Genomic DNA, 23,061 nt, shown 5'->3' with positions numbered 1-23,061 from the left:
ATTGCTTTAATACTACAGAAAACTTTAAATAATCCAGATAAAAGCTATGTGACGCTTATAAATTCGAAACATAACCAGTTGGCATTCACCATAAGAAGGACAAGAATTGGTCCTACCTCAAGGGTGGTTTTAGTTTGAGAATAATTACCTCAGGCTTTTTTGGGCCTTTTTAGATTCATCGTCATTCTGAGCCATTGATGACTGACTTTTACTAGCGTCAACAATGATGCCAAAACCATTACAGTGTTTACAGGGACCACCTGAACCGCCACATACCGGACATAGCCCTTCGTGGGCCAGGGATTTTTGTAATAGGCTAGCACTCACAAGCATCATGAGTCCTAATGCTGTTAATAGTGCTAAAACAATCCATAAGGTAAACATTAATCTAACCTCTGAATTTGCTTTAAAAATTATAGCTATAGCTAATGAATAATCGTAGATGCCTTGTGGCAAAAGTACGTCTATATTATCGTAGCAGTAATATTTAATGTACTCAGGGATTGAGGATTTTTAGCCTTTTTATGATGGCAGCTTCCACTAGCTAAGGTTGAATAGCCAGCCTATTTTTCCTGTAGCTGCCAGGAGCCATCCCAATCATGCTTGGGAGGTTTTTTCTGAAGCTGTTGACAACGTTCTAAATACAGCCGCGTAGCTTGATCTGTAGGATCTTGGCGCAAAAGCTCCATAAAGATTTCAATGGCTAGATTGAAGTTTTGCTGTTGATAAAGAGTTCGACCTTTTTTATAGAGGGCAATTTTCTCTTGCTGAGAACCGCTGAGAGGATGCGATCGCATTCCCAAAACCTCATATAAATGTACTGGCCGCCGTTTGCCCCGCACACATACATAATCCAGCTCCCTTACCCAAACAGTCTCTTTGCATAGGGCATAGGTATTCTCACTGATAATAATTGGGCAGCCATAATACTTAGTAGCACTTTCAATACGAGAGGTGAGATTTACACCATCGCCAATGGCGGTAAACTCCATCCGCTTACTAGAGCCAATATTTCCTGTAATCACATCATCAGAATTAATGCCAATACCAATTTGAACAGTGGGCAGCCCCTGATTTGTTTGTTGCTGATTAAAATGAGCGAGTTGTTGTTGCATACCGAGAGCCGTTGTCACAGCCCTCTGAGCATGATCTGCTTGAGGAATGGGCGAGCCAAACACGGCCATAATGGCATCACCAATAAACTTATCTAAGGTCCCCCGATGAGCAAAGATAACATCTACCATTGTTTCAAAGTAGCGATTTAACAACACCACGACCTCTTCAGGAGGAAGTTGTTCTGTCAACGTAGTGTAGCTACGAATATCCGCAAACAGAATCGAAACAAACTGTCGCGCTCCACCTAGGCGAGTGTTTTTGCTATCTAGCAGCTGTTCAGCCAGGTCTTGACTCAGATAGCGATACATGGTGGCTCGCAGTGCTTCTGTCTCCCGTAAAGCCGCCTCTGTCTGTTTGCGCTCAGTAATATCCTGAACCGTGCCAGTAATGTGATTTGGTTCAATGTGGACATGTTCATTTACGGTGCGCTCTGTGCCATCAGGTAGGAGCAGACGATAGTCAAGACGATAGGGTTTTTGGTGATTTAAAGCTACGTTCCAGGCCAACCCCACCCGCTGCTGATCCGCCGGATGCACTCGCTCTAGAAATAGGGACTGACTAGGCGGCACCGAACCAATTGGATACCCCAAGAGACTGTATAACTCATCGGACCAAACCAGGGATTTATTTTCTGACAAGAGATTTTTTTCGCCTGGTTTGATCGGTTTAATAGCTTTCTCATTCACCCCGAGACTCCAGTCCCAGTTACCTAGCTGAGCAATACGTTGGGCCTTGACTAAACTTGCTTCACTACGGGCTAATTTAGCGTTACTTTGCTGGCGTTCTGTAACGACTACCGATAAGACTAACGCAGTTATGCTAATGACTGCGGCATAGGCTTGTAGCAACAACATAGCTTCGCTCAGATTGCCCTCGGCCTTAGTGATAAATGGGCCACCTCGGTGGACCGCACCTGTTACAGCAATCACAGACACTAGAAAACTAGCCAGGGTTGTGCCGTGCAGCCCTAACCGTAGAGCCGCCCAAACAACAAAGGGGAAGGGTAGATATTCTAGGGGGTATTTTGCGATCGCACTATCCGTTTGGGCCCCAAACACCATGGCACTAATCGCCACTAGCATGCCGAGGCAAAGCCCTAGCTCCCAGTATGAACTGATACGCCATGGTATTTTTCGTTGCCGTCCCGCTGCGATCGCTAATAACAGGGGCGTAAGTACCAAAATGCCCATGCCATCCCCAAGCCATATGACGAGGGCATTTTGTCCTAGCTGAGCTCGGGTTAAAACCCCAAACCCATAGCCAATGAGCGTGCTGTAAACGGCATTGATCAAGGGTGTCACCATTACCCCCAGCCCTACAAATGCCAGCAGATCATCTAGCCGCCAGCTATAGAGTTGCAAACTATGCTGCCAGCGGCGACGAAAAAAGTAACTGCCCACCAGGGCCTGCAGGGCGCTGCCAAAGCATAATACCAGGGACAGTTCCCAAGGTACCTGGTCGGCTAATGAGGCCCAAAACGCCCCGAGGGCTACACCAACCCAAAGATTCTGACCATTGATCAAAAGGGCAGCCAGGGCAATCCCAGCAGGTGGCCATAAGGGGGAAGCCGCAGCTTCTAGATTGAGAACGGTGGTAGACAGTTGGGCAGTGACAAAGAAACATATTGCCAGACTGCCAACCCGCACCCAATAACTGGTATGCCATTGATGCTCGTTTGCCATAGCTCGGTAGATGTCATAGATTCATGCAGCACCAGGGCAATTACCCCAATAGTCCCCTGGAAAAATTGTAAATGGGTAAGGCCAGGGTACCCAAAATTGATGGAACAGTGGGAAGTAGGGACTGGAGAGATAAAGAATACCTATACAACATCGGTTAATCAAACCTGGCTAAGCTAGAATTTCAAGGCTATTTATTACTGTGAAGAGAGTTTTTTATGAGTGCAGAATACGGCTTGGGGACAAAATGTTTGCATGCAGGGCAAGAAACCGATCCCACTACAATGGCTCGCGCTGTGCCCATCTATCGCACCAGCGCCTATACGTTTCGGGATACGGAACATGCCGCTAATTTGTTTGCCCTTAAAGAGCTGGGTAACATCTATACGCGGTTGATGAATCCTACCCAAGACGTTTTAGAAAAGCGGGTGGCGGCTATGGAAGGAGGGGCTGCCGCCCTGGCCGTGGCTTCGGGAACTAGCGCTATTTTCTATAGCATTATCAATATTTGTCAGGCAGGGGATGAAATTGTCTCTGCTAATACGCTGTATGGCGGCACCTACACCATGTTCAAGGATATTTTGCCGCAGTTTGGCATTACCGTGAACTTTGTTGATCCGCGCAATCCAGAGAACTTTCGTCCGGCAATTACTGAAAACACTAAGCTGGTATTTTGTGAAACGGTAAGTAATCCAGGGTTGGAAGTGTCGGATTTAGATGCGATCGCAGCCATCGCCCATGGCCAAGGACTGCCCCTGATTGTCGACAGCACCTTTACCACCCCCTATCTGATTCGTCCCATAGAACATGGCGCTGATATTGTTATCCATTCTCTAACCAAATGGTTAGGAGGGCATGGCACCGGCATTGGTGGCATCATGGTCGATTCCGGCAAATTTGACTGGACTTCCGGTAAGTTTCCCCTGATGAGTGAGCCAGATGCCAGCTACCACGGCCTGCGTTATGCCCATGACCTGGGTCCCTTAGCCCCCATCGCCTACACCCTACGGATGCGGCTGGTTCCCTTACGGAATTTAGGAGCCTGTATTTCACCAGACAATGCCTGGATGTTTCTCCAGGGCATTGAAACCCTGCACCTGAGAATGCAGCGCCACTGTGAAAATGCCATAGCTGTTGCTGAATTTCTACAACAGCATCCAGCAGTAGAATGGGTGCGCTATCCTGGTCTAGAAACCGATAAAGCCTACTCTACAGCTCAGCGCTATCTAAAAAATGGTTTTGGAGCCATGGTAGTATTTGGCATCAAGGGCGGTGCCGAAGCCGGTAAACAGTTTATTGAACAGCTTGCATTATTCTCTCATCTAGCCAATGTTGGGGATGCCAAAAGTTTAGCGATTCACCCATCGTCCACTACACACTCCCAGCTTTCAGAAGCTGATCTACAAAGTTCGGGTATTGCACCTGAGCTTATCCGTCTCGCCATTGGCATTGAGGACATCGATGATATTATCAATGACCTCAAGCAAGCGTTGACTGCTATTGCAGAGTGACGATGGCCAAACTTGTTGGACAGACATAAGGAGGGAGGGGGACTGGCTCTATCGGTTTCCTCTCTGCCTCGGGTGCGTCCCTCAGCATCCCGCCAGTCTGAGGGCCTTTGAGGTAATTTCCTTTCTTTTTGTCTCTAGCCCAGAGAGACTGCGAGATTCTTCAATCTAATGAACACATTCTCAGGTTTGATTCCTAGGGTCTCTAAGCTAAAAAATGAGGATTTAATGAGGTCCTATCTTTTGCCGTACAGGTGTTCCATAGAACGCCTCTGCAGACAACATTTTTGGATCTGATAAAATCCTGATCCCTAAGCATCCTCAACTGTCTGTTTACCCTCTTCCATATCCCTTTCTCAATTCTTTGCTAATGAGTATTGGCTCAGTCAAGACCCAGTTTTTTCACCTGAATGAACCCTTCCCCCTCGATTCAGGCGAGTCGTTTGACGAAATCACCCTCGCCTATGAAACCTATGGCACCCTCAATGCTGATGCCAGCAATGCCATTCTGGTTTTTCATGCTCTGACCGGTAGTCAGCACGCAGCAGGGATTAACCAATCGATACCAGGGATTACCCACCTCTGGACAGATGAATGTGTTCTGGGTTGGTGGGATGCTTTTATTGGCCCAGGTAAAGCGCTAGACACACAACGTTATTTTGTCATCTGTGCCAATTATTTAGGGGGATGCTACGGTTCCACAGGGCCTCGATCAACCAATCCACAAACTGGCAAACCCTATGGCAGCCATTTCCCCCAGGTAAGCGCCTGGGACGTCATTCGTAGCCAGCTACTGTTATTAGATGCTTTAGGCATTCAATGCTTACATGCGGCCATTGGTAGCTCTCTAGGCGGCATGCTATCAATACTACTAGCAACCCGGTGTCCCCATCGTGTGAAAAACGTTTTGCCCATTGCCACTGGTTTGGCGACAACTGTACTGCATCGCGTGCATAATTTTGAACAGATTCTGGCAATTCGTAACGATCCCAAGTTTCAGGGAGGCGATTATTATGACAGCGATCCTCCTAAAGAAGGTTTGTTGTTAGCTCGAATTATTTCCCACAAAACATTCGTTTCACTCACCGTGATGGAAAAACGAGCCCGACAAGAAATCACGGTCAATCAACCCATTGGGAAATTTTACGAACTCTCCAACCCAATTGAATCCTATATGTTTTATCAAGGCAAAAAATTTGCAGAACGATTTGATGCCAACAGCTATTTACGCATTATGGATATGTGGCAACGGTTTAGCTTAAATGCCCAGCAACCTGATCTATTTAAGGACTGTGCTCACCAGCAATATCTCATTTTTAGCGTAGATTCGGATGTGTGTTTTTATCCAGAGGAACAAAAAATAATTGTCAAAGCGCTAGAAGCGGCCCAGATGAATGTAAAGCACATCACAGTCCATTCCGATAAAGGGCATGATTCTTTTCTATTAGAACCCGATCTGTATGCGCCCTACATTCACTTTGTGCTTGGATAGCCGCGGGAAATAGATGAAACTGTCTTAACGACTGGTCGATGTCGCTTATCCCTGAGCTTCAAAGATGTCTTCTCGCAGTTTTGCTGTTCCATCAACCTGTAAAACCCAAAGCTCTTTATGAATCACTCCGTGGGCTTTGTTCATTTTCCATAGAGAAGCTACAACTTGTTAGCTAATAAAATCCTCCTGGCAGGTGCTTTCAGCCAGTTGAATATGGACTCTCAGACGTTGACCTGCTGAACAGCGAAATGGAGGAATCTGGATATAGTCATCATGTTCCCCAGCTTTGACAGATTTCAGTAACTGTCCTGTTTCCGACATCTCCAACGCCAGCATGACATTGCTGGGCAGAATTGTGTCGCCAGAGGGATAAAGCTGAATCCGAATATTGCGGCGTTTGTTGGCTTCAATGTCCACACTAAACATTAGCAACAGATCATCGGGAGCTGAATTTAGAAAGATCTTTTTGCCACAGGTCAGCACAGCCGTTCCACCTGCAGCTGACCGAAATCTTACGGTGGGTGATTCGGGAAGCAATGACTCCAGGGTTTGCCAGCCTTGTTCAAAGATCTGTTCCAACCAATCTTCTATGCTGACAGGGGTATTGCCCCCCTGTCGCTGTTGATACAGCTGCTGTCGCCAGTGTTCCTGACTAAAAAGGGCTCCCCATTGGCTAAACGGAAATGCTAGCCTTGGCTCATGAGAGTAGGCCAGGCTTCGGATTAGATTTTCAGCCTGGACCATGGGTAAATCAGACAGCTCCTGTGGGTGGCTAGCAGGTGGCTGTTCTATTTGTTGGGCAACCCAAAAGGCAGAAAAATCCTGCACTAAATCAATGTCTTTGAGATAGTAAACCTGTTCACTAACATCATAGCTACCCTGGGATTTGAGCTGATGATAAGTGGTGTAGCCCCACAGCGCCAGCCGCTGTTGATCAACATCGACATAGGCAGCAATGTAGTAGTCAGCGGATAGTCCTGGGAGATCAACCCATTCTTGAGGGACTTTTAATTCTACGGCATCCATGGCCTCTGACAGCATGACTACAATGCGTTTCTCTCCCAGCGATAGGGCTAAGCCATCAACAACGTGCCAAATTTCAAAGGGAGCTGCATGGGGCCACGGATGAACGGCTTGAGTAAATTCTTCTTGAAACCAGGCCATCACCGCACGCAGTGCTAATTGATGCAGATAAATCCGCCAGCGAGCAGCTGGATCTGATATCGGCGTAAGGCGTTGCCACTGGTCCAGGTCAACTGACATAGCCAGAACAGGCTGTACAGGGTTATCAAAGAAAACGCTCATTCCGATACCTCCGAAGGGTCTGGCGAATAGTAATGCTGCAACCACTCGTGAATTAAGTCACTAACATTAGCAAGTACGGCAGCTTTGGTAGAGATATGCAAAGTTTGTTGCGCCCAGTGGATAACACTGAGCAGCAACCGCCGCCGAATCCGGCTAAGTTTGCGTGACACCTGATATTGTTTGATATTTAGCTGATTAGCAATATCACTTTGGGTGAGTTTTTGTTGATAGTAGAACTCTAATAGTATTTGACTAGGAGTATCTAGTGCTATCAGCTCACGCTTCAATATAGTGCCAATTTGCTGGAGCCGCTGCTGTTGTTCATGATAAGCCTCAGTCGCGAGCAGCTGTGTCATCGGGGTATCATCGGCAGGTAAAGTATCGAGTTGTTCTTCACCCGAGTCATCATATTGGGGTTGGTTGAGCGAGGTAATCGTCGGGTTTAGGTAGGCTCTCGCTGTGGCAGCTAACTGGGCTAACGCCTCTTGGAGCTGATTGGTATCAATATCTGTACCTATGCCTAAAGTTTTAAGGTCAGATTGTCGGTAGCGACGTAGTTGATTATAGCGATTGGCAATGGCCTCCAGTTGCGCTTCACTGGGGGCCGGCAATCCCCTTGCTAGTCGTCCTGGTTCAGGGATGCAAATAGCGTTAAAACATTGCCACATGAGAATGTGTGGCTCCAGGTTAATAAATCCGGCCGCCAGCAAGGCACTGCTTAACTGGGTTTGACTCAGTCGGCGCAATAGCCCCCAATCACTACTGATGTTGATTTCTTGACGCTGCCGTAGCTGATCTCGGAGACAGTTACCAAAAGCAGTGCTGGCATAGGCTTTGAGGTCACTACCATAATCTGGGTTATAACCATTAAGAATACGGTCTACTTTAGCGATCGCAATCTGGAATCCATCCGCCAGCGAACATTGCACCATGGGAAAACGGCGAGTTACCCGGTCTGCAGCCCAATAGCAAGGCTCCTGCAAATAGGCCCACAGATGACCAGATGCTTGAGGATGTTGCCACCGTAACCGAAACCAGTGGAGTGCCCAAAATTTTTCTGACCGGTCAGCTTCACGATTTTGGAGCAGCTGTTGCTGCATGGTCCTGGCCAATTTTGGATCAGATACCCAGGTATCAAACCGATCGCCCGAAAACTGAATAAATGTCGAGAAGATAGCCAAAATATCTGTCCGGGAGCGCATTGTCTGATGATCATAAAAATTAAACAGCAGCAAGTTGACAGAGCCACTTCGATCCCTTCTCTGACTCCACTAGGGCTTAACGGCTAAGATACTATAGTTAGTGCGCTGGGCTCTATGTAAGATTCCAGCTCAGCTGATGAATTGACTTGGCGATATTGCTATCAAGTCTTGCATTTTTTGCATAGCTTCTGACTAGATTTGTGGCCGTTTCCCATAGTGACGATAGTGCCAGTAATCTTGCAAAATTTTGTCATGGTCAAAGCAAAGATTATCGGGAACTTCCCATAGATTAAAGACCTGGTAATTTTTCGCATCATCCCCAGCCGTGGGCTCCCCCACAGCCGTCGCTAAAAAGACGATGCTAATAGTGTGCTTACGTTCATCCCGGCCAGGGTCTGAATACACATAAAACTGTTCCAATAGATGGATCGTGAGGCCAATCTCTTCTTTGGCCTCACGTCTAGCGGCAGCTTCTACCGACTCACCGTAGTCAACAAAACCGCCAGGAATCGCCCAACCCAGTGGGGGATTTAACCGCTCAATCAAAATAATGGGCCGATGGGGTCGATCGACCAGCTCAATAATGATGTCAACCGTGGGAGCGGGATTGCGATAAGTCATAAGGGAACTAGGGATGTTTAGGACAGCATTGCATCGAGTAACCATGCTAGAGTCTATTGGCTTGGCTCAAAGCTAAGACATTGCCAAAGCTAACGTTCATCCCTATTTCTCACCCCCTGCCATGTCATTTACTAGAGCTAGCGGTATCTTGCTTCACCCCACATCGCTACCGGGGCGTTATGGCATTGGAGATTTGGGTCAGGCAGCCTATGGATTTGTCGATTTTTTAGCAAAAACAAAACAACAGCTTTGGCAAATTCTACCGCTAGGGCCAACGGGCCATGGCAACTCTCCTTATATGTGCTACTCGGCAATGGCGGGCAATCCGCTGCTGATTAGTTTGGATGAGTTGGCGGAGCAAGGTCTATTGGATAAGGCCGATCTGGCGGAGGTGCCTGATTTTTCCACCGAACGGGTACGGTATGACCAGGTAATTCCTTACAAGTTAGGGCGTTTAAAGCAGGCGGCTGAGAGGTTTCAAGCCGATAAATCTGAAGAGTTTCAAGATTTTTGTCAGACCCAGGCATTCTGGCTAGAAGACTACAGTTTGTTTATGGCCCTGAAAGAGGCTAACGACGGGCTAAGCTGGAGTGAGTGGGACCCGGCCATTGCTAAACGACAGCCAGAAGCACTAACCATGTGGCGGGATAAGCTGGCCGATGCTATCTTTTTGCAAAAGTTTTTACAGTTTGAATTTTGTCGTCAGTGGTTTGCACTGAAAGCCTATGCCAATGAGCGCCATATTCAGATTATTGGCGATATGCCCATCTATGTTGCCCACGATAGTGCCGATGTCTGGGCCTTTCCTGAGAATTTTATGATCGATCCAGAGACGCTGATGCCGTCTGAGATGGCGGGAGTACCACCGGATTACTTTAGTGAAACGGGTCAGCTTTGGGGTAATCCGACCTATAACTGGGAGGTGTTGGAAGAAACCCAGTTTGATTGGTGGATCAAACGGATTAAAACCTCGTTGGCCTATGTGGATCAAATTCGGATTGATCATTTCCGTGGATTTGAATCCTACTGGGCCGTGTCTGAAGGTGAGGAAACGGCCATGAATGGTCACTGGATTGAGGCACCGGGAGTCGCGCTATTTGAACGGGTAGAAGCCGTGCTGGGTAAGCTGCCATTCTTAGCAGAAGACCTGGGTATCATTACCCCCGAAGTGGAGGCGCTGCGGGACCGATTTGAGTTTCCAGGCATGAAGATCCTGCAGTTTGCCTTTGGTTCAGACCATCGCAATCCGTATTTGCCGTTTAATTGCGATCGCAACTTTGTCATTTACACCGGCACCCACGATAACGACACCACCGTTGGCTGGTATAGCAACACCGCCAATGACTACGAAAAACAACGGCTAGTCACCTTTGTGGGTGGTTTTAACCTAGAGTCCGTCCATTGGGCCATGATTCGACTGGCACTATCCTCAGTGGCGACCCTGGCCATTATTCCCCTACAGGATCTGCTAGGGCTAGGGGCCGAAGCCCGTATGAATACCCCTGGATTAGCCGAGGGCAACTGGGAGTGGCGGTTTGATGCGAACATGCTCAACCCCACTCTTTGCCAACAGTTCACGATGCTCACAGAGCTATACGGTCGGGCTACCCATCAATGGCCTTAGACAGGGATGCCGCTGACCCTTCAAGACAGGCTCCAGTCATCAGCTCACCCAACTTTGTCATGAAAATTTGTCAGGATACTGCCCCATACTGACAACAGAAATATTACGAAAGTTTTGAGAAGATAAAAATTTAGTTAACTCCTCAGGTCTGTTTTTAGCCATTTGTTGAGGGGTGAGATGTCGGGTATTGGCCCATGGAATTTGCCCACCGAGGCAAATTATGTAGTTGAATTTACGGAAAATGATCTGTTTAAACAAAGTTCTCCGTTGCAATATCCCTGATAGAATCCAACCATGAGGTAATTAAGGCGACATTGTATGGCCATGGTTTCTAGCGGGCTAGCTTCTGTTCAGTCTTCGCTACGGGTAGGTTTAGGTAAGGTATTAGTCGTTGAAGATGAAGAACTCATTCGCGAGACGGTAGCCCTGGCCTTAGCTGAAGAAGGCTTTGAACTTGTGGTGGCGGCCGATGGACCAACCGCCTTAGAGAAATTACTCGGATCAGCAGATGGTAGTAAGGATGCCATTCCAGATATTAACCTGGTGATTCTGGACCTGATGCTGCCTGGCATGAACGGTCTGGATCTATGCCGGTTAGTGCGACATCGGGGATTAGATGTTCCCATTTTGATCCTGAGTGCTAAGGGCACCGAAATGGATCGGGTAGTGGGCTTAGAAGTTGGAGCCGACGACTATTTATCCAAACCCTTTGGCATGCGCGAGTTGATCGCCCGCTGCCGTGCTCTGCTACGTCGTTATCAGTCCAGGTCAAAGTCAGAGGACAGTTCTGCCCTGAGGTTTGAGGGGCTGACTCTACATCCAAATGAGTGCCGCGCTTTTCTCAACGATGTGGAATTAAATCTGTCTCCCAAAGAATTCAAGATTTTAGAGCTATTTATGGGGCGGCCACGTCGGGTCTGGTCCCGGGATCAAATAATTGATCGCGTCTGGGGCTATGACTTTATGGGGGATAACAAAACGGTGGATGTCCATATTCGCTGGCTGCGTGAAAAACTCGAAGAAGACCCCAGCAAGCCTAAGTATTTAAAGACCGTCCGCGGCTTCGGCTATCGATTGGGATAAACCCCAGCCATCATGATTAACCCCGCCCAAGAGCCGATTGCGGTGGACCGGGCTCGTTCGTTGCACGGCATGGTGGTATCACCGCACACCCCAGCCTCTAAGGCTGGCCACCAGGTCCTGCAACAGGGCGGTAATGCAGTTGATGCTGCGATCGCCGTATGTGCGGCGCTATCGGTCACCTATCCCCATATGAACGGTCTGGGGGGAGACGGACTGTGGTTAATCTATGATGCGTCCACGCAACAGGTCCATGGACTGAATGGTTCCGGCCGTTCCGCGACCTATCTAGACGCCAATACTCTTCTAAATGGCGCAGAACTACCGCAAAGGGGGGCTGTTGCCGCCATGACGGTGCCTGGTGCCGTCGATGCCTGGTGGCAGGCCCATCAACGGTTTGGCCATATACCGTGGGCTTCACTGCTACAGCCTGCGATCGCTCTAGCAGAGACCGGGTATGCGCTGTCCTCATCACAGTTTCGGTGGACCCGTAAAGACCGAGATCTTTTAGCCCAAGATATTGGCGCTGCCGCCACCTTTCTGTCAGCGGCCCAGGTAGGTGACAGTATCCAAAATCCTGCCCTGGCTCAGGTGCTAAAGACACTAGCTGTAGATGGGGCGGAGTTTTTTTATCGCGGTGCGATCGCACAAACCATTATTGACTACGTCGCTCCCCTGGGTAGTCCCTTACGCCTGGAAGATTTTGCCCAGCATCGCTCTAACTGGGTAGAACCGCTGACCACCGAATACCGAGGTCACACCATTTATCAGCTACCGCCCAATACCCAGGGGCTGACAGTATTACAAATTCTGAATTTGATCGAGCCCGATGACATTGCCAGTTTGACTCAGGTGGATTATTACCACCTGATCGTGGAAGCGATCAAACTGGCATTTTGCGATCGCGATCGCTGGGCAGGTGACCCAACATTTACCGATATCCCCATTGAGCTGCTGATTTCCAAAGCCTATGCAGCTCAGCTCCGACCTCAGATAGATTGGCAACAGGCCCGGTTCCAGCAGGGTCCAGCCATGGGAGGAGACACGATTTATGCCGCTGTCGTCGACCATCAGGGCAATGCCGTTTCCTTGCTCCAGAGTTTGTACTTTGACTATGGCTGTGGGGTAGTGCCTCCTGATCTGGGCTTTGCTCTCAACAATCGAGGGACAATATTTTCCACCGTGGCTGGCCATGTAAACCGGGTGGCTCCGGGCAAACGTCCCCTGCAAACATTGATCCCAGCCATAGCCCTAGCACACGGACAGCCCCAACTTGTGTTTGGCACCATGGGCGGCGAAGGTCAACCCCAAACCCAGGTAGCGCTGCTCACCCGTGTACTGGATTTAGGTTTAGACATCCAGACCGCAATTAACCTACCCCGCTGGCGCTGGGGGCGGACCTGGGGCCAGTCCTCTGCCCGACTGGCACTTGAAGGGCGCATATCACCTGAGATTCGCCATGGCCTCAGACAGCGGGGTCATCAGCTGCAAATTGAAGCCGATTGGTCTGAAGCCATGGGGCATGCCCACATGATTCAGGTGCGCGATGATTGGCTTCTAGGGGCATGTGATCCCCGTAGTGATGGGATAGCAGTAGGATTGTAGCCAAATCTTACAAAAATCCTTGATGGAAGTTTGTTAGAGTAGTCGCGCACGTAGTTCCATGCCTCCATGACTTCGCCCAATACAGATAGACCCCGTCAGGGTCGGCGATTTTGGAAAATAACCGCCATTACCCTCGGGGTAGGTACCCTCATAGCTAGTACGGCTGTCGCCCTGGGTGCCTGGCTGTTTATCAATCGAGGGTTAACACCGCTTTTAGAACGACGACTCTCTGATCTTTTAGAACGCGAACTGGAACTCGGAGAGCTAGAGGGACTGTCCTGGAACGGTCTACGGGTAGGGCCTTCTAAATTAAATGCGACTGAAACTGACCCTACCTTTGCCACAGCAGAGGCCGTAGAGGTCAGGTTTAATCCACTGCAGGCCCTATTCCAGCGTGAACTGGATATCGATTTACGGTTAATTGGTGCCGATGGCTATGTGGAGCAGCACCCGGATGAGGGCTGGCTAGGTGTGGATGTGCCCACATTTGAGCCCGTTGAAGATCCCCTAGTCAAGGTACGGCTGGACGATATTGATGTTGTTGATAGTCAGATCACCCTGGTACCATTGCCCGCTGGAGAGCCCACACCGTTACTAATTAGTGATGTGAATGGCAGCGTGGCGATTGAGCCGGTGCAGCTGAATGGTCAAGACAGCCAACGGGTGGAGTTTAATGCGATCGCAACACCGCCCAACGGTGGCAATCTGGATATCACAGGTGCCATTGAACCGGTGGCATCTGGCAATAGCGAACAACCGATTCAGCAGGAAATCCGACTGGGTGTGGATGCCGAAGGAGTCGCAGCGGAGACAGCCCTGGCGTTTCTCTTGCCTACCTTGGGACAGCAAAATTTGCCCATAGCCGCCACGGGGGGACGAGTGAGCGGCTCATGGACCGTCTCATTTCTACCGGAGCAGCCCATTACAGTGGATGGAGCAGGCAGCCTTGACGATGGTCAGCTGCAGCTGGCCTCACTGCCAAACACCGGCCCCTGGGGCAACACCATTGAGAATATTGATGCCACTGCCAGATTTCAGGGCACCACCATTACCCTTGATCGCGCCAGGGGTAGCTATGAGGAACTAGAGGCGACAGCAACGGGCACCATTGATTGGCAGGGGGACTATGACCTGACCGCCCAGGTCTTAGATGTAGATCTCGCACAGCTGCTGGAGAGTTCTGAGGTCGAATCGCCCATTGTTCTCGATGGTGTATTGGACAGCAATATCAACATTACCGGGCCGATTTTGCAGCCCAGGCTGTTTGCCGATGTTGTCGCAGATGGTCCGGTCACTGTGGATCGAGTTGTGCTCAACGATCTCAATGCCAATGTCCTGCTGGAGAGCGATCGCATCGAAAACCTCTTAGATGCAGTCACTGTTACCCAGGTCAGTGCGACTCCAGAGCTGGGAGGGCAGGTCAGCAGTAGCGGAGTGTTGAACCTGGCAAACCTACCCGATGGACCGCCAGAACTCGACTTTACCGCCGAGGCGGCGAATATATCGGGAGATGCGCTCGTAGCCCTCTATGACATTGAGCAGCTGCCTGTCACCTTGGGGGTGGTAGGTGCAACTGCCACAATTGTTGGTCCGCCAGCGGCACTGGAAACCCGCATTAACCTGCAAGCCCCCAACCTGGCCTACGCAGGGCAAATCTACCCAGCTAACGCCACAGCGGTATTTGCCGCTGGTGGTTTAACCATTCCTCAAGCATTAGTGCAGGTTGGCACGGGCACGCTAACTGGGACAGGTGCCGTTGAAACCGATAGTTGGCAGGCCAATATTGTGGCTAGCAATGTCGATCTAGCAGCTTTAGGCATTGCCCAGATACCTCCAGGCAGCTTAGAGGCCGAGGTAGATTTAGCAGGGCCGCTACAGGGGGCTAGCCTCGAAAATCTTCTCGCCATGGGCGATTACACTGTGCAACTGGCTGACGGCACCATCCAGGGAAATGCGGAATTGGTGGATGGCCGCTGGCAAACCGATGCCACCCTCAATGCCTTGAATCTGAGTCAGTTGGCCTCCCAGCTCCAGGGTAATACCAGCGGCACAGTTAGTTTAAGCGGCACCATTGATACCCGTACCCTGGCAGATTTGCAGGGGCAGGGTGACCTGACGTTTTCAGCGGGCCTAGCGGGGTTTGCGCCTCAGCTAGCGGGGTTTGATGCTCCCCTTACCAGCCAGTTTGCCTGGACTGGCCAAGAATTGTTAATTGAGCAGGCTAACAGTGCCCAGCTTCAAGCTCGCGGTGTGATCTCTCCTCAATTTGAGGGCAATCAATTCCAGGGGATTCGCGGGTTCTCTCTTGAGTTAGATGCCCAGCGTTATCCACTGGCGCAGCTCCCCAGCCCGGTGCCGCTTGATGGCTTCGCCTCATTATCCAATGGGCGGTTAGTGGGGACTTTGAGCAACCCTCAGTTTAGTGGCACTCTCTTACTTGAAGACTTTGCGGTCAATCAAGTTGCCTTTGATCCGGTCCTGTTGGGACCAGTCAGTTATCAAGCTCAAGCCGGGTTGATGGTGGATTTGGATGGCCAAAGTGGACCTGTCACTGCCGATGGTTTGGCTGATGGCATTGCCGTGAATTTTCAAGCTCCGCGCACCTTAGATTTTGACATCAGCTGGCAAGGAGCCCAAGCAGCGGGACGTACAGATGGCGACATCTTAAGGGCAACCCTGCAAGATCTACCACTGCAGGCACTAGGCCTACCGGAAGTTGACCGGCTAGGGGGTGGGCTCAAGGGCACCGTGTCTTCTCTAGATGAATGGGTGATCGATCTCAATCGTCAAACCCTGGTAGGAGATGTGTTTATTGCGCAGCCGGGGATAGGCTATCTCAATGCGCAACAGATTACGGGCCAAATTGCCTATCGTGATCGGCGGGTCTTTGTGGAACGAGGTGAACTGATAATTAATGATTGCTCATCACAGCTGACTATTCAGCCAGTGCTCGCCCGTTGTGCTACAGCTGAGGTTATAAACAGCATTTATCAGTTTAGTGGCAATGTGCAGCTAGATACCCTGGCCTATAACGCGAATGTTTCCGTGGAAAACGGGGATGTCAGGGATGTGTTAACTGCTCTGGCAATTACCGAGCTTGAGGATTTGATTCAAACGTTTCAGGCCCCCATCTGGGTAGCGGAGCAGCCGCCATTTGAGCAAGTCCCGGAGATTCTAGATACTCAGTCCGCTGGGAATGCCGGGGCTACCTTACTCGATCAGCTACGGCGTCTAGCAGAGATTCAGAAGATTCAGGACCAGGAGTTTCTGGCTGAGCAAGAGAATCCCATTCCCCCGATTGCGGAACTGACAGGTCAATTTGATGCAACGGTCAGGGTGAGTGGTCGACCGCAGGAATTGCCTGAAATCGTCTTCGATGTAGATGGGCAATCATGGACTTGGGGGCAAGATTTTGAAGCAGATCGAGTAATTGCCCAGGGCCAACTTGCTAATGGAAATCTCACACTGCAGCCTGTACGGTTGGAAACAACCCTGCCGCCGGATGCTGAGGGGAACCCGCAGAAAGCGTTTGTCAATCTGGCCGGAAATTTATCACTAGTTGAGCAAGATAGCTCAAGCTTACAGCTGGTGGCTGAGGAGCTGCCGGTAACAGCGGTAAGCGATATTTTTGACTTGCCTTTGGATCTGGAAGGTCGTTTAAATGCAATCGCAAACTTTAGCGGTGGTCTGGGTAACCCGACGGTGCGGGGAGATATTATCCTTGCCGATGGCAGCATCAACCAGCAATCCATTGAACAAGCTGAAGGCTTATTCCTTTATGAAAACGCCCGACTACTGCTGCAGGGTGAGCTGATCCAGGTTGATAATCCCGAACCTCTGACGCTGGTAGGAGATATTCCCTATGCCTTTGACTTTATGACGGTGCAGCCTGCCGATGACCGCATTGCCCTATCACTGAATGTCGCGGATGAAGGGCTGGCCCTGCTCAATGTTTTAAACGATCAAGTGAGCTGGGAATCTGGTAAAGGGCGCGTGTCTCTAGATATCAGTGGCACCTTAATGAGACCGAATATCAGCGGTGCGATGGATGTGCGAGAGGCGGTGTTGCGATCGCCCCTGCTCCCCGATCCCCTTACCGATTTTACGGGCAGTGTCGTCTTTGAAAATGATCAGATAATCGTCCAAGAACTGCGCGGACAGTACAGGAACGGCCAGCTACAGGCAGCGGGCAGCTTTCCTCTATCTTTCCCCTTCATCATTGAAAGCAATGAGCTGGCAGTTTTAGGCGGCGATGCCTCTAATCAAAATGAAGACGATGCCAGGGACGATGAGATCGAGGCATTCCCGATTCTGTTAGATGCTGAAAACAATACGCCCCCTGTGCACCCCTCTGGTGCGCTTACAGTCACCTTAGACGATATCGACCTTGACCTGCGAGGTATTTATCGAGGGGGTGTCCAAGGCCAGGTAGTCGTTGGTGGCAGTTTGCTATTAGGAGGTCCCCAGTTGGGCGGGGTGGTCGAACTAGCCGACGGTCGTCTATTCTTACCCGAAGGCAACAACACAGCCGCACCTGAACAAACAGAGATCTCTCCGTTTGTACCTCGGTTTGAAAATCTCAAAATCACCCTGGCAGATGATATCCAGATTCAACAAAGCAACTTACTAAATGTTGTAGCCCAGGGAGATTTACGCATCACAGGTCCCTTACGCCCATTTCGCGCCATTGAGCCCGAAGGAGAAATTCGGCTACGATCTGGTCGAATTAATCTTTTAACTACCACCTTTCGTCTGGCCGGTCGTGATAATGTAGCTCGGTTTCTCCCCGACCGGGGGATTGCCGATCCCCTACTGGATATTCGGTTGCGAACATCTGTTACCGAAACACAACAAAGTAATGTCGTCGAGGCCACTGCTTTTGCCAGGTCTGAAGTCGCTGACACCTCCAGTGATACCTTTCAAGGCACCACTGGCATAGAAACCATTCGTATCCGAGCCACCTATCAAGGCAGCGCCAGTAACTTGCTTGAGAGTTTATTTCTCTCAGATATTAGCGATGCGGTGATTGAATTCTCTAGCTCTCCACCCCGCTCCAGACGAGAAATTGTTAACCTGCTCAGCGGCAGCTACATTGCCGCTCTCCAATCAGGCCAGGGGGTAATCAACTTTTTTGGTGGGGCCTTGCTCAATAGCTTGCAAGACTTTATTAGTCAGACTCTTAACCTCAGTGAATTTCGACTATTCCCAGTGACCAGCGCCTCGCGCTTCTCCAGTGAGGAGAACAGTGGCTCTACCTTGGATGTCGCCACCGAGGTTGGAGTTGATTTAACCGATAACGTGACCCTATCTCTAGTGAAAATTTTGACCGATAATACACCCACTGAATTCAACCTGCGATACCGACTCACCGATGAATTTACCATTCGTGGTACGACTAACTTCGACGATCGTAATCGAGTTTTGTTAGAGTTTGAAACACGGTTCTAGAGCACTGCCCCTGGCTTCAAAACCGGCTACTTGCAAATCCATAAATTTATCAAATTGCTAGCTCCCCCCCCAGTTGGTGTATCTATACTGATAACTAGTCAGAATCAACGAAGTAGACCAAAGGACGCTCTCAAGATCGCCTGGATCGATGGCGAACCTGGCCCTGACTGAGGGTTTTCCTTCCTGTTTTTCCAGTCTTACATCCGTCCACACCCTATGAATCAGCTTATATCTCGGCTTACTCGTTCTGCGCTTGCTACAGCTCTTGCCCTCTTTAGCTGTGGCTGGACAGCTCGTGCTGTGGATGCTCAAGCACTGCTTCCCTACACCTTACCCCTAGACGAGGAGCGGCTCACAGCGACTGGCCTCACATTGGCGCAAGAAGCTGCCCAGCTAGCGCAGTTTCAACAGTATGACGAAGCCTTAGCCCGGATTCAATTAGCGGCTCAGCTCGCCCCCCAAAATCCCCAGATTTTAGCACTGTTGGGCAGCTTGCATTTACAAGTGGGCGATAGTGCTGCGGCGGTGACCGCCCTTGAAAATGCCAAAGCGCTCAATAGTGATGATGCGGTGATTTGGTTTACCCTGGGCTCCGCTTATTTTAGCGAAGCCAAGTATCTACAGGCAGCCAACGCCCTCGAAAAGGGGATCGGTCTAGAACCGGGGAATGCTGGCGCTCACTTTGATTTAGGCAACGCTTATTACAAACTCAATCGCTATCAGAAGGCTATTGATCAGTATGAAACCTCAATTAGTATCAATGAGGAATTTTGGCCTGCTGTCAACAATATTGGCTTAGTACTCTATGAAATGGGGGAGTTAGAACCGGCCATTGAGCAATGGGAACGTTCCCTAGATTTGTCTGATGAGGAACCAGAGCCCACCTTGGCCATTGCCGTAGCTCAGTATGCCGCTAATATTAATCGCCCAGCCGCCATTGCTTTAGCCACTGCTGCTCTAGAACGAGATAGCCGCTACGCCGAGTTAGAGTTTTTAGAAGAAAATCTTTGGGGCAATCGTTTGCTAAACGCGACAGAAGCTATGTTTGGCACGCCCGGGCTACAGGAGGTTCTTGCCGGACTGTAGGATAATGTTTAGTCCATCAAAGATTGCGAACCTTTAAGAAATATACTACCTAAATACCTAGGTAGTATATTTGATCTAATCGCATTTTGCACAGGTTTATTCTTTTGATACCAATCCGATTCTGTATGGCTATTCACCAATCATGGCTTTAACATCGTCGACAAATTTTTGATGGTCCACGATGGGTTTTGAAATATAGCCATCAGCACCACTCTGTTGGAGAAAGTTTTCCCGATCGCCATCCATAGCATGGGCAGTCACTAAAATAATTGGAAGTGCAGCTGTGGCGCTATTCGCTTTCAGCATCTGGGTGATGCGAATGCCATCTACTGGTTTCCCTTGATAAACGCTATGGGACAGGGAGACATCCATCAAAATCACATCTACTTCGCCACTTTCAGCAATTTGCATGACTTCCTCTACGTTCTCCGTATGTTTGACTGCCAAGCCACCTCGCTTAGTCAAAATTTTGGAGAAAACGCGGGCATTGATCATGTCGTCTTCCACGATTAAAACTGTTTTCATAGGCGGTTTCGATCACACAGCAAAGTTACTATAACCGTTGTTAGGCGTTGGGCCAGTTTCGTCAAGGCCATACCAGGCTTTTAACCAAACAATGACGCAGGGACGCAAGCGTTAGCAAGTGTATTGAATTCTTGATCGATTTGGATCTTAACTATTGCGAATGCATAACGCTTGTGTATAAGGTACAGCATTGATAAGGCTATTTACTGTCTCTAGGACGGCTTTCAAGGATACGAAATCATGGCAAACCAGCTAAATGAGTTCTCAGATGAGCAAATTGTCGTCACTTCTCTTCATACAGAGGTGCAACGATCATATCTGGAATATGCCATGAGCGTAATTGTCGGGCGGGCTTTGCCAGACGTGCGTGATGGTCTTAAGCCAGTGCATCGACGAATTCTGTATGCTATGCATGAACTGGGGTTGACGCCCGATCGCCCCTTCCGAAAATGTGCCCGTGTGGTGGGGGATGTGCTGGGTAAATATCACCCCCACGGAGACCAGGCTGTTTACGATGCATTGGTGCGCATGGTGCAGGATTTTTCCAGCCGCTACCCGCTGCTGGATGGCCATGGCAACTTTGGTTCAGTTGATAATGATCCTCCGGCAGCTATGCGCTATACGGAAACACGGTTGGCCCCTGTCAGCCATACCGCGTTGTTGGGGGAAATCAGTGAAGCCACCGTTGATTTTATTGATAACTTCGACAGCTCCCAACAAGAGCCCATCGTACTGCCATCTCAGCTGCCGAATCTATTGCTAAACGGCAGTTCTGGTATTGCGGTAGGGATGGCCACGAATATCCCACCCCATAACCTAGGTGAAGTCGTCGATGGTTTGATTGCAATTATTGATCGACCCAATCTTTCAGATGAGGCGCTGTTTAAATTAATTCCTGGGCCAGATTTTCCTACTGGTGGTGAGATTACTGATACAAAAGGCATTCATGATGCTTATCGGACTGGTCGTGGCAGTATTCCTGTACGGGGGATTGCTGGGTTTGAAGAAATTCAACCGGGCAAGGGTCGACAGCGTCGCAATGCCATTGTGGTTACAGAGTTGCCCTATCAGGTCAATAAGGCGGGCTGGATCGAAAAAGTGGCCAATCTGGTAAACCAGGGTAGGCTCGATGGGATTGCTGATATTCGTGATGAAAGCGATCGCGATGGCATGCGGGTCGTCATCGAGTTAAAGCGAGAAGTGCAGCCCCACAGCATTTTGACTGCCCTTTACAAAATGACGCCGCTACAGAGCAACTTTGGAGCCATCATGCTGGCACTGGATGGAGGACAGCCAGTACAGATGCCGCTGCGCCATATGTTGCAAGCCTTTCTGGATTTCCGTGAAGAGACCTTGGTGCGGCAATACACCAATGAACTCGAAAAAACCGATCGGCGATTGCACATCGTAGAGGGCCTATTGACCGCCCTTGACAGTATCGATGAAGTGATTGAAATTTTACGAGCTGCGCCGGATGGCTCATCGGCCAAGCTGGAAATTAGCGAACGGTTTGAATTAAGCGACCGTCAGGCAGACGCAATTTTGGCCATGCCCCTACGACGGTTAGTCGGGTTGGAACAAGAAAATTTGCTCAACGAGTTTGATGAGCTATCGACCCAGAAAGAAACTTTAGAACTGCTGCTATCGGATCGAAAAGAACGGCTCAAAGCGCTCAAAAAAGAGCTGAGAAAACTCAAGAAAACCTTTGGCGACGAACGACGTACTCGACTACAGACAGCCAGCGAACGGGCCGAAGAAAAAGAAATGTTGGCGAGTCTCGAAGCTGAGGCTCAAGAAGAAGAAACTGTCGTTGAGTTTACCCGCAAAGGATATGCCAGACGCCTATCCCCACGCACCTACCAACGCCGACAAGGAAAACAGGAGAAACTGCCATCCAAACTGACAGAACTGGATGATGTCACTACCCAAACTGAATTTGCCTGGACAACCCATAATTTATTGGTGTTTTCTCGTGATGGCAAAGCCTACAGTCTCTCTGTTAACGATGTGCCTCTGGCACAGCGGCAGTCAAAGGGACAGCCGCTAGTCAATTTACTCCCTGATGCCATTGGCAATGATCCAGAGTCGATTTTGCCGCCAATCTTGCTAACGGATGAAGTGATGGAGCGGCAGGTGATTTTGGTGACTGCCCAAGGGAAAATTAAGCGGTTGCCGCTGACAGAGTTTGAGTCGATTACAGGGCGGGGGTTAGTGGCGATTAAAATCAAACCCGAGGATCACCTGGCCTATGCGGTGGTGGCGGAGTTAGAGCAGGACCTGATGCTGGCTTCGTCCAGCGGGCGGTTGTTACGGTTTGCCATTGAGCGTGAGCAGTTACCGGACACCAGTCGTAATTCCCAGGGAACCCAGGCAATTCGAGTCATTAAGGGAGAATCTGTAGTGGGCTGTCTGCCGATTCAGAACAATAGCAAAATGTTGCTGATGTCGATTAAAGGCTATGCCAAACGGATGCAGGTGGCGGCTATCAATCGCAGTAGCCGAGGGGGCATCGGCTCTCAGTCCTTTAAGTTTAGTCAAACGGGCGATCGTCTGACTACGTTGGTAAAGGTGCCAGAGACGGCGGACTTTACGGTGCTGACTAGTCAAGATCGGGCGGCCCGTCTGAGAATAGATCGGGTGGCCCTGCAAGGGCGGAGTCAACCGTGCGATCGCATCTTTACCCCTGCCCGTGGTGAAACCATTACCGATATTCTGGTATCTGTAGATCGCGTTGCTGACTAGAGCTACGCCCTATTGTCCTGATACCCAA

At 49.7% G+C, this 23,061-nt stretch carries 14 protein-coding genes; 8 read left to right on the top strand and 6 right to left on the bottom strand.

Going from position 1 to position 23,061, the window contains the following annotated elements:
- Positions 1-144: 144 nt before the first annotated feature.
- Together N836_RS69355 and N836_RS73985 are read right to left on the bottom strand one after the other, a co-directional pair.
- On the bottom strand, positions 145-384 hold the full coding sequence (locus N836_RS69355) for a hypothetical protein (protein WP_023076475.1): 240 nt from the start codon (positions 382-384) through the stop codon (positions 145-147).
- Between the two features lie 179 nt (positions 385-563).
- Complete coding sequence (locus tag N836_RS73985; RefSeq protein WP_023076474.1) at positions 564-2,798, bottom strand: MASE1 domain-containing protein; 2,235 nt, start codon at positions 2,796-2,798, stop codon at positions 564-566.
- Positions 2,799-3,013: 215 nt separating this feature from the next.
- Here N836_RS73985 and N836_RS69345 point away from each other — a divergent pair, with 215 nt between their 5' ends.
- The gene (locus tag N836_RS69345; protein ID WP_023076473.1) at positions 3,014-4,306 is read left to right on the top strand and encodes an O-acetylhomoserine aminocarboxypropyltransferase/cysteine synthase family protein; all 1,293 of its coding nucleotides are present in this window, start codon (positions 3,014-3,016) and stop codon (positions 4,304-4,306) included.
- Positions 4,307-4,673: 367 nt separating this feature from the next.
- Complete coding sequence (gene metX, locus N836_RS69340; RefSeq protein WP_023076472.1) at positions 4,674-5,795, top strand: homoserine O-acetyltransferase MetX; 1,122 nt, start codon at positions 4,674-4,676, stop codon at positions 5,793-5,795.
- A 168-nt stretch (positions 5,796-5,963) separates the two neighbouring features.
- Here metX and N836_RS69335 read toward each other — a convergent pair whose 3' ends face one another.
- The 3 genes from N836_RS69335 to N836_RS69325 form a co-directional block, all read right to left on the bottom strand.
- Positions 5,964-7,100: a DUF1822 family protein gene (locus N836_RS69335; RefSeq protein WP_023076470.1), complete on the bottom strand. Its 1,137-nt coding sequence runs from the start codon at positions 7,098-7,100 to the stop codon at positions 5,964-5,966.
- Positions 7,097-8,302 carry a sigma-70 family RNA polymerase sigma factor gene (locus N836_RS69330; protein WP_031294462.1) on the bottom strand — a complete coding sequence of 402 codons (1,206 nt, stop codon included), beginning with the start codon at positions 8,300-8,302 and terminating at the stop codon, positions 7,097-7,099. Before N836_RS69330 ends, N836_RS69335 begins: the two co-directional genes overlap by 4 nt.
- A 192-nt stretch (positions 8,303-8,494) precedes the next feature.
- A complete protein-coding gene (locus N836_RS69325) occupies positions 8,495-8,923 on the bottom strand; it encodes an NUDIX domain-containing protein (protein WP_023076468.1) in 429 nt (142 codons plus the stop codon).
- A 79-nt stretch (positions 8,924-9,002) separates the two neighbouring features.
- Here N836_RS69325 and malQ point away from each other — a divergent pair, with 79 nt between their 5' ends.
- The 5 genes from malQ to N836_RS69300 all read left to right on the top strand — a co-directional run bounded on the left by malQ (position 9,003) and on the right by N836_RS69300 (position 19,766).
- Complete coding sequence (gene malQ, locus N836_RS69320; protein ID WP_268744350.1) at positions 9,003-10,547, top strand: 4-alpha-glucanotransferase; 1,545 nt, start codon at positions 9,003-9,005, stop codon at positions 10,545-10,547.
- Between the two features lie 318 nt (positions 10,548-10,865).
- Positions 10,866-11,630 carry a response regulator transcription factor gene (locus tag N836_RS69315; protein WP_023076466.1) on the top strand — a complete coding sequence of 255 codons (765 nt, stop codon included), beginning with the start codon at positions 10,866-10,868 and terminating at the stop codon, positions 11,628-11,630.
- Between the two features lie 12 nt (positions 11,631-11,642).
- Positions 11,643-13,232: a gamma-glutamyltransferase gene (gene ggt / locus N836_RS69310; protein ID WP_023076465.1), complete on the top strand. Its 1,590-nt coding sequence runs from the start codon at positions 11,643-11,645 to the stop codon at positions 13,230-13,232.
- Positions 13,233-13,298: 66 nt separating this feature from the next.
- On the top strand, positions 13,299-18,680 hold the full coding sequence (locus tag N836_RS69305; RefSeq protein WP_023076464.1) for a translocation/assembly module TamB domain-containing protein: 5,382 nt from the start codon (positions 13,299-13,301) through the stop codon (positions 18,678-18,680).
- A gap of 216 nt (positions 18,681-18,896) precedes the next feature.
- A complete protein-coding gene (locus N836_RS69300; protein ID WP_023076463.1) occupies positions 18,897-19,766 on the top strand; it encodes a tetratricopeptide repeat protein in 870 nt (289 codons plus the stop codon).
- Positions 19,767-19,895: 129 nt separating this feature from the next.
- Here N836_RS69300 and N836_RS69295 read toward each other — a convergent pair whose 3' ends face one another.
- A complete protein-coding gene (locus N836_RS69295) occupies positions 19,896-20,291 on the bottom strand; it encodes a response regulator (RefSeq protein WP_023076462.1) in 396 nt (131 codons plus the stop codon).
- 240 nt (positions 20,292-20,531) lie between these two features.
- Between N836_RS69295 and gyrA the strand changes: the two genes are divergently transcribed.
- Positions 20,532-23,033 carry a DNA gyrase subunit A gene (gyrA, locus tag N836_RS69290; RefSeq protein ID WP_023076461.1) on the top strand — a complete coding sequence of 834 codons (2,502 nt, stop codon included), beginning with the start codon at positions 20,532-20,534 and terminating at the stop codon, positions 23,031-23,033.
- The last annotated feature ends 28 nt before the right edge of the window (positions 23,034-23,061 follow it).

It is taken from the genome of Leptolyngbya sp. Heron Island J, from assembly GCF_000482245.1.
Classification (GTDB): Bacteria; Cyanobacteriota; Cyanobacteriia; order Phormidesmidales; family Phormidesmidaceae; genus Leptothoe.
This window is presented reverse-complemented; position numbering and strand designations above follow the sequence as displayed.